Raw genomic sequence first — 12,633 nt, 5'->3', positions numbered from 1 at the left:
AGATGAACGGCTGGATCACGGAATCGATCGCCAGGCAGTGGACGCAGGACCGCATCGCCGAGGCTGAGGCGTGGCGTCGCGCCAGGCGGACGCCCTTGCTGGAGCAGGCGGTGTGGGCGGATGCGGCGGTCCGCGTGGAGGCGACGGCCCGACTAGGCGAGGTCGTGCAGCGACTGGCGGCTCTCGTGCTCCGAGGCGCGTCTGCGGGACTCGCCTGGGCTGCGGATCGACTGGACCCTCGGTCGGCCGGGCATCGGAAGGTGCGTGGCAAGGTCGAAGCGGTGTCGCCGGCCTGCCGGGCCGAGGTATGACAGTAAGCCGCACACTTTGCACATGACTGTCACAAGCGCTGCTACCCTGACTACGTGAGTGCGCGCGCAGCACGAGCGGATCAGTCCGCCGAACCAGCCGGCTCCACGAGCGGGTTCGAGGAACTGCTCGCCGCCGACGAGCGGATCGAGCCGCGCGACGAGATGCCGGACGGCTACCGCAGGACGCTGATCCGGCAGATCGCGCAGCATGCGCACTCGGAGATCATCGGCATGCAGCCGGAAGGCAACTGGATCAGCAGGGCGCCCAGCCTGCGCCGTAAGGCGATCCTGATGGCGAAGGTCCAGGACGAGGCCGGCCACGGGCTCTACCTCTACAGCGCGGCTGAGACGCTCGGCGTCGGCCGTGACGAGCTGCTCGACAAGCTGCATGCGGGCACGCAGAAGTACTCCTCGATCTTCAACTACCCGACCCTCACCTGGGCGGACATCGGCGCGATCGGCTGGCTCGTCGACGGCGCGGCCATTACCAACCAGGTGCCGTTGTGCCGATGCTCCTACGGCCCGTACGCACGGGCGATGGTCCGCATCTGCAAGGAGGAGTCGTTCCACCAGCGGCAGGGGTTCGAGATCCTGCTCGCACTGTCGCGAGGAACCCAGCGGCAACAGGCGATGGCGCAGGACGCGCTCGACCGGTGGTGGTATCCGAGCCTCGCGATGTTCGGGCCGCCGGACGCCGAGTCGACGCACGGCGCCCAGTCGGCGGCCTGGGGGATCAAGCGCTTCTCCAACGACGAACTCCGGCAACGCTTCGTCGACATGACCGTGCCGCAGGCGGACGTACTCGGGCTGCGTATCCCCGACGACGCCCTGGCGTGGAACCCCGAGCGGGCTCACTACGACTTCACCGAGCCCGACTACGACGAACTGTTCCGCGTGATCAAGGGCGACGGTCCCTGCAACGCCCAACGCATGGAGCACCGGATCCGCGCGCACGAGGAGGGCGCCTGGGTGCGCGAAGCGGCTCTCGCCTATTCCGCCAAGCGGGCCGCCCGTCGTGAGCGGCCGGAGCAGCCGGACCAGCCGGTGCCCCGGCGAGCGGGGCCGCGGGAAGGGTCCGTGGCATGAGCGACGTACGCAACGACTGGCCGCTGTGGGAAGTCTTCGTACGTGCCAGGCGGGGACTGTCCCACGTGCACGCAGGAAGCCTGCACGCACCTGACGCCACGATGGCACTGCGCAATGCCCGCGACATCTACACCCGCCGGAGCGAGGGCGTGTCGATCTGGGTCGTGCCGGCTACGGCGATCACGGCGTCGAGCCCCGAGGAGAAGGACGCGTTCTTCGATCCGGCGGCGGACAAGGTCTACCGGCACCCGACGTTCTACGAGGTGCCCGAGGAGGCTCCGCACCTGTGAACGCACGCACGGGGACGTCCACGTCGACGGTGGAGGCGAGCGGAGCCGTCACGTCGCCGGACGTCGCCGTGTACGCCTGCCGGCTGGGCGACGACGCACTCATCCTCGCGCAACGCCTCGGCGAGTGGATCACCAGAGCGCCGCAGCTCGAGGAGGACGTCGCGCTCGCCAACATCGGCCTCGACCTGCTCGGCCAGGCGCGGATGCTGCTGACCTACGCCGGCGAGCGCGAGGGGGAGGGGCGTGACGAGGACGCACTCGCCTACCTGCGGGATGAGCGCGCCTTCACCAACGTCGTCCTCGTCGAGCAACCACGTGGTGACTTCGCGGTGACGATGGCGCGGTTGCTGGTCTTCTCGGCCTACCAGTACGAGCTCTACCAGCGACTGGCCGCGACCTCCACCGATGACACACTCGCCGCGATCGCCGCCAAGGCCGTCAAGGAGGTCGCCTACCACCGCGACCATGCCACCCAGTGGGTGCTCCGCCTTGGCGACGGTACGCAGGAGAGCCACGCGCGTATGCAAGCCGGCCTCGACACGGTGTGGCCCTGCGTGGACGAGCTGTTCGAGTCCGACGCTGTCGAGCGCGGCCTCGTGGCCGACGGGCAGGCGGTCGACCGGGCGGCCATGCGTCCGAGCTTTGACGCCTATGTCGCCGGGGTCGTGACCGAGGCGACTCTACGGATGCCGGATGTGCGCGGCACTCCGGTGAGCGGCGGGCGGCGGGGCGTCCACACCGAGGCGATGGGCTACCTGCTGGCGGAGATGCAGTATCTGGTCCGTACGCATCCGGGGGCGCTCTGGTGACCGACATGGGCGGGATCCGTACGCCGGAAGAGGCCTACGACGTCGCGGCGTCGGTGGTCGATCCCGAGCTGCCGGTGCTGACGATCGACGAGCTCGGCATCCTGCGCGGCGTACGTGTCGAGGCTGGCGCCGTGGAGGTGGACATCACGCCCACCTACTCCGGATGCCCAGCCCTGGAAGCGATCCAGGCCGATGTCAAGGCGGCCTTGCGTACGGCTGGAGCGCGCGAGGTGCACGTGCGTACCGTCCTCAGCCCGGCGTGGACCACCGACCTGATCACGCCGGCGGGTCGGCGCAAGCTCGCCGACCACGGCATCGCGCCTCCCCATCCGCGAAGAGACACGCCGGACGGGAGCCCAGTCCTGGTGGAGCTTTCGGTGCGCTGCCCGCGCTGCGGATCGCCGGACACTGGTGAGGTGTCGCGGTTCGGGCCGACGCCGTGCATGGCCTTGCGGTCATGCCGATCCTGTCGCGAGCCTTTCGAACACATGAAGGCGCTGTGAGCGGGCCAGAACTATGAGCGGGCCAGAACTATGAGCGGGCCAGAACTATGAGCGGGCCAGAACTATGAGCGGGACAGAGCTGACCGGCCACCGGCACGCCGTCTTCCATGCGCTGCGGGTCGCGGACGTGCGGCGCGAGACCGATGACGCGGTGGTGGTGACCTTCGAGGTGCCCGCCGAACTCGCGGACGCCTACCGTTTCCTACCCGGGCAGCACGTGACGGTACGGACGCCCGAAGCCGGCGACGACCTCCGCCGCAACTACTCGATCTGCGCCGAAGGCGATCCGGCCGGTCCAGACGGGCCGCGGTGGTTGCGGATCGGAGTCAAACGGGTCGCGCATGGCGGGTTCTCGGCGTACGCACTGGAGCGGATGCGGGCCGGCGACCTTGTCGACGTGATGACGCCCACGGGCCGGTTCTGCGTCACGCCCGACCCGCTGGTTGGCCGGCACCTGTGCTTCGTCGCGGCCGGGAGTGGCATCACGCCGGTCCTGTCCATGTGCGCGAGCGTGCTGGCCTTCGAGCCCAAGAGCCAGATCACGCTGCTGTACGGCAACCGGACCAGCGCGTCGATCATGTTCGTCGAGGAACTCGCCGACCTGAAGGACCGGTATGCCGACCGGTTCCACCTCGTTCACGTCCTCTCCCGCGAACAGCCCGAGGTGTCGCTGTTCGGCGGACGGATCGACGGGGCGAAGCTGCGAACGTTCCTGGAGACCCTCGTCGACGCGGAGTCGGTGCACGGGTGGTACCTCTGCGGGCCGTACGCCATGGTGGACGACCTGCGGCGGGTCCTTCGCGCGCACGGCGTCGCTCGCGAGCGGGTGCATTCGGAACTCTTCCACGTCGGGCCGGCGACGAACTCGACCGCGCCGGCCGAGACGGTGTCGCCGGCTGGGAAGGTGTTGCCGGTCGAGGCGGGGTCGGCGGTTGCGGCTGGGGTATCCGGTTCAGCGGCCGCCTGCGAGGTGACGGCGATCATGGACGGTCGGCGCTCGACGTTTCTGCTCGACCGGGCCGGACCGCCGGTGCTGGAAGGCGTTCTCGGCGTACGCAGTGACGCGCCGTTCGCGTGCCGGGGCGGGGTGTGCGGCACCTGCCGGGCGAAGGTTCGCGAGGGAACGGTCACGATGGACCGGTGCTACGCCCTCGAACCGGATGAGGTGGAGCGAGGCTACGTCCTCACCTGCCAGTCGCATCCCACCAGCGACCGACTCGTCGTCGACTACGACGCCTGACTTCCCGCTGACCCCACGAGGCTCCGCTGACCCCCGACGCTCTCCCACTGATCCGGGCGATGCGCGTGCCGTTCCGTGATCATGATCGTGATCGTGATCATGAGGGTTTTTCGTACGCATAGGCCGCTTTCTCTTCATGATCACGATCATGATCACGGGAGCGACCGCCGCCGGGTGCGGTGCGGCTACGGTGGGGTGTCGTGACGTACGACGTGAGCAAGGTCCGCGCCGGCTATCCCGCGCTCGCCGACGGGTACGCCTATCTCGACGGAGCGGCCGGCACCCAGGTGCCCCAGTCGGTCATCGACGCCATCGTGGCGGCCTACCGTGCCGGGCTCGGCAACCAGGGCGGGACGTTCCCGGCCAGCGGACGGTCGGACGCGATCGTCGCGGAGTGCCGGAACGCGGTCGCGGATCTCGTGGGCGGCGATCCGGCGGGTGTCGTGCTCGGGCCGAACATGACGACGCTCACCTACCGCTTCGCGACGACTCTCGCGGCCGGCTGGGCCGCTGGCGACGAGATCGTCGTGTCGAGGCTGGACCACGACGCGAACGTCCGCCCCTGGGTCCAGGCCGCGCAGCGCGCGGGCGCCGTCGTGCGCTGGGCCGAAGTTGACCTCTCGACCGGCGAACTGCCGGTCCAGCAGTACGGCGACCTGCTCACCGCGCGCACGCGACTCGTCGCCGTGACCGCGGCGAGCAACATCCTCGGCACCAGGCCGGACGTCGCGGCGATCGCGGCGAAAGCCCATGCTGCCGGCGCACTGACCTACGTCGACGGCGTCCACGCGACCCCGCACGGACCAGTCGATGTCGCCGCGCTGGGGGCCGACTTCTACGCCACCAGTGCGTACAAGTGGTCAGGTCCGCACGTGGGAGCGGTCGTCGCCGATCCCGCGGTCCTGGAGACGCTGCGGCCGGACAAGCTTCTGCCCGCGCCGGACGAGATCCCGGTACGCATGGAGACCGGCACCGCTCCGTTCGCCGATCTGGCCGGTGTGACCGCCGCCGTCGAACACCTCGCGGACCTGGGCTCGGCCGCGGCCGGCAGTACCCGTCGCGCCCGGGTGCTCGCCTCGATGGCCGCCGTGGAGTCCGGTGAACAGGAACTCTTCACGACGCTGCTGGACGGACTCGACGCGATGCCCCACGTGACGACGTACGGCAGGCCGGCACGACGGACCGCGACCGTCTACTTCCGGGTCGAAGGCCATCACCCGCGCGACGTGGCCACACACCTCGCGGCGCACCGGATCAACGTGTGGAGCGGACACAGCTACGCCTGGGAGCTCACCGGAGCACTCGGCCTGCGCGACGATGGGGGAGCGGTCCGGGCGGGACTCGTCCACTACAACGACCGCTCCGACGTCGACCGCCTGCTGGACGTCGTCGCCGGGCTCGGGCCGTAACATCCGAATCCGCGTGCCGTGCCGGACGAAGGCCCTCAGCGCTCCCGGTTGACGCTGAGGGTGGTGGTCGCGGTCCGCGACCCGCCCGGCTCGACGTGCAGCTGAGTGCCGGTCTTGCGCCGGATCGCGTGCAGGCCCTGCCCGGGGTAGCTCGAGTGTGGCTCGATGCCGAGGACGTACACCGACTGGTACCACGGGAAACCCGCACCTGCGTGCATCTCATACCACATCCAGGTATGCGGCATCACCGACGTGTCCCACGTCAGGGCGGCCCGCACGCCGAGCCGCTGGTTGGTGAGCGACACCTCACCGCAAGCCAGGTCGATCAGGTAGTAGAGGCGTTCGACAGGCCGCGCCGGATCGGGGCCCGGGACATGGCGTAGGTCGACGACGCCGCCCGCGCGGTCGGGTCCCTCGGGCCAGACGAACCGCGATCCGATCACGAGGTCCGACGCCGGCTCGTCGCGTTCGTCGTCGACCACCACGGTCGCGCCCGGCGTGTCGAGGCGGCAACTCCCGTCGAGGAACGGCTGCCCGAACGCCACGTGATGCCCCCACGCCGCCTCGACCGGGACGCCGCCGGCGTTGCGTACCGTCTCGGTGACAGTGAGGTCGGCGCCGACGACGCCGATCCGACGCTCGATCTCGAACGGACTGCGGACCAGGCGCGTCCGCAGCGTCACCTCGGCGGGTCCGGTGGGCTCCCAGTCGTAAGCCGCCAGCCACGCCTCGCCGTGCATGCCCCAGAGGACTCCGTGTTCCTCGACCGCGTCGCCGGCGTTGGGAAAGACGGTCTGCCAGCCGCCCGGGTAGGCGTCCATCAGAGTCGCCTCGGTCTCACCGGGTACGAAGAGCGCTCCGCGGTGCCGCAGCCCCCACGGTGACTGCCACATCAGCTCGACGTCGCCTGCCAGCCAGCGGACCGACGTGATGTCGCCGCCCTTGCCGGGTACGACGTCGACGGCAAGCTCGGCACTCCCCAGGCGTACGACCTCCCACCCGCGAACATCGCGTACCTGCTGGCTCTCGGGCATGAGTTCCTCCTGGGTCGGCCGGCCGTCGGACCCGTCGGTGGTGTGGGGGCCGGACGGTCGCACTGATCGTGCCATCGATGCCCGCGTACGCGACCGGCCTCATCCGGCCAGCTCATCCGGCCAGTTCATCCGGTCAGGCAGGCGCATGCCGGCACCGCACCGGTCCTGTCGGGGGCCGGGTCTACGCTGGCGAATGGACGTGCCACGCGAGGATCGCGACATGCAACAAGCGGGAGGAATGTGATGGGTGGGCAGCAGCCGGCCGTGGGCGGTCAGCCTGATGAGCATGCGCTGGGCGAGGCGGCCGGGCCGGTCGAGTTCCGCACGGACGTCACGGTGGAGCTGGTGCGCTCGGCTGCGCGGGACGCCGATGTGCTCTTCGCCGCTCGGGTGTCGACCAAGGGCGAGCAGTCGATCGAGGACGTCGAAGCCGATGCCGAGCGGTCCAAGGGCCTGATCAACTACCTACTGCGGAGCCGACACGGGTCACCGTTCGAGCACAACTCGATGACCTTCCACGTCCACGCACCGATCTTCGTCTTCCGCGAGATGATGCGACACCGGATGGCGTCCTACAACGAGGAGTCCGGGCGCTACCGGGAGCTGCGGCCCGTGTTCTATGTGCCCGGGCCTGACCGCAAGCTCGTGCAGGAGGGCAAGCCCGGGCGTTACTACTTCGTCGACGGTACGCCTGACCAGCACAAGCTCGTCGAGGAAGAGACGCGGCGGCAGTGCACCGAGGCCTACGCGAGTTACCATCGGATGCTCGACGCCGGAATCGCCCGCGAGGTCGCTCGGATCGTTCTGCCGCTCACGATCTACTCCACGGCCTACGTCACGGTCAACGCGCGGTCGTTGATGAATTTCCTCTCCCTCCGGGTGAGGCGGGACGACTCCACCTTCCCGTCGTTCCCGCAGCGGGAGATCGAGATGGTCGCGGAGAAGATGGAAGCCGCCTGGGCCGAACTCATGCCGATCAGCCACGCCGCCTTCGAACGCAACGGCCGAGTCGCGCCCTGAGTCCCTGAGCCGTCGCGGGTGATCACTTCGGCAGGGTTAGGTCGCTGGTACGTGACTCGACGGCATGCCTTACGCCGCTGACGAAGCGTTCGACCGCCACCACCCCTGCCTGCTGCCCGTCGCGCAGGCGGACGGCGACCGACTCGCCCGCCGCCTCGCGCGCACCCACCACCGCCACGTACGGCACCTTGCGCAGCTGCGCGTTGCGGACACGTGCGCCGAGGCTCTCGTCCCGGTCGTCGACGTCCACCCGAAGGCCAGCCTCGAGGCCGAGCTGCGCGACCTTCCGGGCTGCGTCGCGCTCGTCGGGTCCGACGGGAAGGACCCTCACCTGGAGCGGCGACAGCCACGCCGGGAGGGCTCCGCCGTAGGCCTCCAGCAGGTAGGCGACCATACGTTCCATCGAGGCGAGAACGCTCCGGTGCACGATCACCGGTCGCTGCCGGCTGCCGTCTGGCGCGACGTACTCCAGGTCGAACCGTTCAGGTTGGTACAGATCCACCTGGACGGTCGACAGGGTGAACTCCCGGCCCTGTGCGTCGTAGACCTGGACGTCGATCTTCGGCCCGTAGAACGCGGCCTCGCCGGGCTGCTCGCGGTACTCCACTCCACGGAGGTCGAGTGCCTGGCGAAGCACCACCTCGGCCTGCCGCCACATCTCCTCGCTGCCCGCGTACGACTTGCCGGCCTCGGCCGGTCCGCGTAGCGAGAGACTGTGGTAAGCGGCCTGGATCCCGAGGACGTCGTACGCCTGGTCGATCATCTGCAGGACCGCGGCGACCTCTTCCGCAGCCCGGTCCAACGGGCAGAAGACGTGGGCGTCGTTGAGGATCATGCCGCGCACGCGGGTCAGTCCGCTCACGACGCCTGAACGCTCCATCCGGAACTGCGGGCCGACCTCGCCGATCCGCAGCGGCAGTTCGCGATGGCTGCGCAGCCGCGACCGGAAGACAAGTGCGTGGTGGGGGCAGAGCACGGGACGCAGCACGAGTTCGTCCCGGCCGGCCTTGGCATCGGCGTCGGCGTCGGCGTCGGCGTCGTTGTCCCCACGGCCCAGCGGCATCGGGGGGAACATGTCCGGCCCGAAGTGCTGCCAGTGCCCCGACCGCTCGTAGAGCTCCCGCTTGCCCACCGGAGGGGTACGCACGTGCTGGTAGCCCGACCGGCGCTCGACCTCGACGATGTACCGCTCCAGTTCGGCCACGATCGCCGCACCGTTCGGGAGCCAGAGCGGGAAGCCCGCTCCGGCGAGCTCGTCGGAGGTGAAGATGTCGAGGTCGCGTCCGAGACGGCGATGGTCATGCGGACTCTCCGCCGGACTGGACCGGTCGACTGCCTGGGACCGGTCGACTGCCTGGGACCGGTCGACTGCCTGGGACCGGTCGACTGCCTGGGACCGGTCGATCGCTGGGGACTGGTCTGAGGGTGGGGACTGGTCTGCGGGCTGGGCCAAAACGGACATCGGGTGTGCTCCTTCGAAAGAGGGAGGAGCGAGCCCAGGCGCAGAAATGCCCCGGGATCGCTCCCGGGGCCATCGCGCGTACGGCCGGGTCAGGTCATCGACGAGGCAGGCCGCTCGCGTCGCCGGAAGCGACGTGCGGCGTCGTCGTGTGCCAAAGCCTGGCCTGCGCAAGAATCACGTCTCCCACTCTAACCGGTCCTCCTCGCCGACCTCCCGGCCATTTCCCGTCCAGCCACCCACCAAGCCCGGGCCGGGCCAGGAACGTTCGGCCGAGGCATCGCGATGCGACGTCACGATCGGAGCTCAGACCGGTACCGTGAGGTCCCATGGGTCCAAGTTCAACGCCCGACGACCGGGCACGCGCCCCGTTCGGGCGCAACCTCATCGCCATGGTCACGCCTTTCACACCGGCGGGTGACCTCGATCTCGACGCCGCTCAGCGGGTGGCCAGCCACCTCGTCGACGCAGGCGCAGACGGCGTGGTGATCAGCGGGACGACTGGTGAGTCGCCGACCACCACCGACGCCGAGAAGGAGGCCCTGCTGCGCGCCGTCCTCGAGGCGGTCGGTGACCGGGCCACCGTCATGGCCGGCACGGGCACCAACGACACGAAGCATGCGATCGAGCTGTCGCAGCAGGCGGAGAAGGCAGGTGTGCACGGCCTTCTGGTCGTGACCCCCTACTACAACAAGCCTCCGCAGGCTGGCCTCCTCGCCCACTTCCGTGCGGTGGCCGACTCCACTGGGCTGCCGGTGATGCTGTACGACATCCCCGGGCGCACCGGCACCCCGATCGCGACCGACACGCTGGTCCGACTTGCCGAGCACGGCCGCATCGTCGCCCTCAAGGAGGCCAAGGGCGACATGGCCGCCACGACCGAGGTGCTGGCCCGCACCGACCTCGCGATCTACAGCGGCGCCGACGAATGGAACCTCGCCCTGCTGGCCATGGGTGGAGTCGGCGTCGTCAGCGTGGTCGGTCACGTGGCGGCGGCTGAGTACGCCGCGCTGATCCGAGCCGTCGACGTAGGTGACCTCGCGGCCGCGCGGGAGATCGACCGGCGGCTCATTCCTGCGTACCAGGCGATCATGACCCGCACCCAGGGTGCGATCATGGCGAAGGCCGCGTTGGAGCTGCGGGGATTGGTGCCGAGCCGCGCCGTCCGTCTCCCGCTCATCCCGGCCACCGAAGATCAGATACGGCAACTACGGACAGATCTGCAGGAGGCCGGTCTCGCCCCATGAGCGAGCGAAGCGAGCGACTCAGTCAGTACAGCGAGCGACTCAGTCAGTACGGCCCGCGTGGTGGCTCCTGCGGGTTCGCAGCGAAGCGAGAACGCGCAGTGAGCGAGCGAAGCGAGCGACTCAGTCAGTACAGCCCGCGTGGTGGCTCCTGCGGGTTCGCAGCGAAGCGAGAACGCGCATGAGCCACCCTCACCCCGAGCTCGGACCAGCCGCCGCCCTCCCGCCCGGCGCCCTCCGCGTCATCCCCCTCGGCGGCCTCGGCGAGATCGGTCGCAACATGACCGTGTTCGAACACGAGGGCAGGTTGCTCATCGTCGACTGCGGTGTCCTGTTCCCCGAGGACCACCATCCGGGCGTCGACCTGATCCTGCCCGACTTCGAGCCGATCCGGGACCGCCTGGACGACATCGAGGCCGTCGTGCTCACCCACGGGCACGAGGACCACATCGGCGCGGTGCCGTACCTTCTCCGCGAGCGGCGTGACCTCCCGCTCGTCGGGTCGCAGCTCACGCTCGCGCTCGTGGAGGCCAAGCTGCGCGAGCACCGGCTGAAGGACGTTCCCCGGCATGTGGTCCGGGAACGCCAGCGGATGCAGTTCGGTCCGTTCGACCTGGAGTTCATCGCGGTCAACCACTCGATCCCCGACGCTCTCGCGGTCGCCATCCGCACTGCCGCCGGTGTCGTCCTGCACACCGGTGACTTCAAGATGGACCAGCTCCCGCTGGACCGCCGGCTCACCGACCTGCGGGCGTTCGCCCGGCTCGGCGAGGAGGGTGTCGACCTCTTCCTGGTCGACTCGACCAATGCGGAGATGCCGGGCTTCACCGTCTCAGAACGCGACATCACCCCGGTGATCGACCGGATCTTCGCGCGGGCGGAGCGGCGGGTGATCGTGGCCTGCTTCGCCTCGCACATCCACCGGGTGCAGCAGGTGATGGACGCCGCCGTCGAGCACGGCCGCAAGGTTGCCTACGTCGGCCGGTCGATGGTCCGCAACATGGGGGTCGCCGGAGACCTCGGCTTTCTCCGGGTACCGCCCAACACTCTGGTCGACCTCAAGGCACTCGACAACTTCGCGCCGAACGAGGTCGTTCTCATCTCGACCGGATCCCAGGGTGAGCCCCTGTCGGCCCTGTCGCGAATCGCCGGACGCGACCATCCGCAGATCCGGGTCGAGCCCGGCGACACGGTGGTGCTCGCGTCCTCACTCATCCCGGGCAACGAGAACGCGGTCTTCCGGGTCATCAACGGACTCACCCGTTGGGGTGCCGACGTCGTGCACAAGGGCAACGCCCTGGTCCACGTGTCGGGCCACGCGTCGGCGGGCGAACTGCTCTATGCGTACAACATCGTCCGCCCGCGCAACGTCATGCCGGTGCACGGCGAGATCCGGCACATGCGGGCCAACGCGGACCTCGCCATCGCGACAGGCGTACGGCGGGAGCGGGTCGTGGTGGCGGAGGACGGCGTGGTCGTCGACCTGATCGATGGCGTGGCCAGGATCGCCGGCAAGGTCGACTGCGGCTATGTCTACGTCGATGGTTCCACGGTGGGCGACATCACCGAGACGTCGCTGAAGGATCGCCGCATCCTCGGCGAGGAAGGCTTCATCTCCGTCATCGTGGTCGTCGACTCGGTGACCGGCAAGGTGACCGGTGGTCCGGAGATCAAGGCGCGCGGGTTCGCCGAGGACGATGGGGTCTTCGATCCCGTCCGCCCGCTGATCGAGGAGGCGCTCGACCGGGCCGGCCGGGAAGGCATCGACGACACCTACCAACTGCAGCAGATCATCCGGCGTACGGTCGGCAAGTGGGTGAGTGACTCCCACCGCCGCCGCCCGATGATCATCCCGGTGGTCGTCGAGGTCTGAGTCACGTCCCAGCTACATCTGAGCCCATGACGCGGGCGCGCCGGCCCGCACCCGCCTCGCATGCCCGTGATCATGATCGTGGTCATGAACGCAGAGAGGGTGATGGACACGGTTCGGCTTCATGGTCCGGTTTCGCTTCATGATCACCGTCATGATCACCGTCATGATCACGGCGGGTATCGGCGTCACTGGGCCATCCTGGCTGGGAGCGCCACGTGAGCCATGCCCGCGGGGATGGTCGCGGCCTGGTGGTCAGGAAGGTGAACCGGTCTGTGGGCGGGGATGGTCGCGGCCTGGTGGTCAGGAAGGTGAACCGGTCTGTGGGCGGGGATGGTCGCGGCCTGGTGGTCAGGAA

The 12,633-nt window shown here is 69.3% G+C and carries 12 protein-coding genes; 10 read left to right on the top strand and 2 right to left on the bottom strand.

Going from position 1 to position 12,633, the window contains the following annotated elements; all coding sequences use genetic code 11:
- Positions 1-2: 2 nt before the first annotated feature.
- The 7 genes from ABN034_RS08900 (at position 3) to ABN034_RS08870 (ending at position 5,648) form a co-directional block, all read left to right on the top strand.
- The gene (locus tag ABN034_RS08900) at positions 3-311 is read left to right on the top strand and encodes a hypothetical protein (RefSeq protein WP_349690522.1); all 309 of its coding nucleotides are present in this window, start codon (positions 3-5) and stop codon (positions 309-311) included.
- A gap of 54 nt (positions 312-365) precedes the next feature.
- Positions 366-1,397, top strand: a complete 1,032-nt coding sequence (paaA, locus tag ABN034_RS08895) for a 1,2-phenylacetyl-CoA epoxidase subunit PaaA (RefSeq protein ID WP_349690521.1) — start codon at positions 366-368, stop codon at positions 1,395-1,397.
- A complete protein-coding gene (gene paaB, locus ABN034_RS08890; protein WP_349326380.1) occupies positions 1,394-1,687 on the top strand; it encodes a 1,2-phenylacetyl-CoA epoxidase subunit PaaB in 294 nt (97 codons plus the stop codon). Before paaA ends, paaB begins: the two co-directional genes overlap by 4 nt.
- Complete coding sequence (paaC, locus tag ABN034_RS08885; protein WP_349690520.1) at positions 1,684-2,496, top strand: 1,2-phenylacetyl-CoA epoxidase subunit PaaC; 813 nt, start codon at positions 1,684-1,686, stop codon at positions 2,494-2,496. Before paaB ends, paaC begins: the two co-directional genes overlap by 4 nt.
- A gap of 5 nt (positions 2,497-2,501) precedes the next feature.
- Positions 2,502-2,999 (top strand): 1,2-phenylacetyl-CoA epoxidase subunit PaaD, encoded by a 498-nt coding sequence (gene paaD, locus ABN034_RS08880; protein WP_349690877.1) that lies wholly within the window; start codon positions 2,502-2,504, stop codon positions 2,997-2,999.
- Positions 3,000-3,063: 64 nt separating this feature from the next.
- Positions 3,064-4,239, top strand: a complete 1,176-nt coding sequence (gene paaE, locus ABN034_RS08875) for a 1,2-phenylacetyl-CoA epoxidase subunit PaaE (RefSeq protein ID WP_349690519.1) — start codon at positions 3,064-3,066, stop codon at positions 4,237-4,239.
- A 200-nt stretch (positions 4,240-4,439) separates the two neighbouring features.
- Positions 4,440-5,648, top strand: a complete 1,209-nt coding sequence (locus tag ABN034_RS08870) for a cysteine desulfurase-like protein (protein WP_349690518.1) — start codon at positions 4,440-4,442, stop codon at positions 5,646-5,648.
- Between the two features lie 35 nt (positions 5,649-5,683).
- Here ABN034_RS08870 and ABN034_RS08865 read toward each other — a convergent pair whose 3' ends face one another.
- On the bottom strand, positions 5,684-6,682 hold the full coding sequence (locus tag ABN034_RS08865; protein WP_349690517.1) for a DUF4432 family protein: 999 nt from the start codon (positions 6,680-6,682) through the stop codon (positions 5,684-5,686).
- 243 nt (positions 6,683-6,925) lie between these two features.
- Here ABN034_RS08865 and thyX point away from each other — a divergent pair, with 243 nt between their 5' ends.
- The gene (gene thyX / locus ABN034_RS08860) at positions 6,926-7,702 is read left to right on the top strand and encodes an FAD-dependent thymidylate synthase (RefSeq protein WP_349326386.1); all 777 of its coding nucleotides are present in this window, start codon (positions 6,926-6,928) and stop codon (positions 7,700-7,702) included.
- 22 nt (positions 7,703-7,724) lie between these two features.
- On the opposite strand, the gene thrS is transcribed toward thyX, so the two are convergent.
- Positions 7,725-9,164 (bottom strand): threonine--tRNA ligase, encoded by a 1,440-nt coding sequence (gene thrS / locus ABN034_RS08855; protein ID WP_349690516.1) that lies wholly within the window; start codon positions 9,162-9,164, stop codon positions 7,725-7,727.
- 326 nt (positions 9,165-9,490) lie between these two features.
- Here thrS and dapA point away from each other — a divergent pair, with 326 nt between their 5' ends.
- Positions 9,491-10,408, top strand: coding sequence for a 4-hydroxy-tetrahydrodipicolinate synthase (gene dapA / locus ABN034_RS08850; protein ID WP_349690515.1), 918 nt, complete (start codon positions 9,491-9,493; stop codon positions 10,406-10,408).
- 178 nt (positions 10,409-10,586) lie between these two features.
- A complete protein-coding gene (locus ABN034_RS08845) occupies positions 10,587-12,278 on the top strand; it encodes a ribonuclease J (protein ID WP_349326389.1) in 1,692 nt (563 codons plus the stop codon).
- Positions 12,279-12,633: the final 355 nt, after the last annotated feature.

This window comes from Actinopolymorpha sp. B11F2, assembly GCF_040195635.1.
Taxonomy (GTDB): domain Bacteria; phylum Actinomycetota; class Actinomycetes; order Propionibacteriales; family Actinopolymorphaceae; genus Thermasporomyces.
This window is presented reverse-complemented; position numbering and strand designations above follow the sequence as displayed.

Excerpts from the sequence above, each read along its gene's own strand:
- ABN034_RS08900 (WP_349690522.1), top strand. The coding sequence starts at position 3 with ATGAACGGCTGGATCACGGAATCGATCGCCAGGCAGTGGACGCAGGAC.
- paaB (WP_349326380.1), top strand. The coding sequence starts at position 1,394 with ATGAGCGACGTACGCAACGACTGGCCGCTGTGGGAAGTCTTCGTACGT.
- paaD (WP_349690877.1), top strand. The coding sequence starts at position 2,502 with ATGGGCGGGATCCGTACGCCGGAAGAGGCCTACGACGTCGCGGCGTCG.
- paaE (WP_349690519.1), top strand. The coding sequence starts at position 3,064 with ATGAGCGGGACAGAGCTGACCGGCCACCGGCACGCCGTCTTCCATGCG.
- ABN034_RS08865 (WP_349690517.1), bottom strand. The coding sequence starts at position 6,682 with ATGCCCGAGAGCCAGCAGGTACGCGATGTTCGCGGGTGGGAGGTCGTA.
- thyX (WP_349326386.1), top strand. The coding sequence starts at position 6,926 with ATGGGTGGGCAGCAGCCGGCCGTGGGCGGTCAGCCTGATGAGCATGCG.
- thrS (WP_349690516.1), bottom strand. The coding sequence starts at position 9,164 with ATGTCCGTTTTGGCCCAGCCCGCAGACCAGTCCCCACCCTCAGACCAG.
- dapA (WP_349690515.1), top strand. The coding sequence starts at position 9,491 with ATGGGTCCAAGTTCAACGCCCGACGACCGGGCACGCGCCCCGTTCGGG.
- ABN034_RS08845 (WP_349326389.1), top strand. The coding sequence starts at position 10,587 with ATGAGCCACCCTCACCCCGAGCTCGGACCAGCCGCCGCCCTCCCGCCC.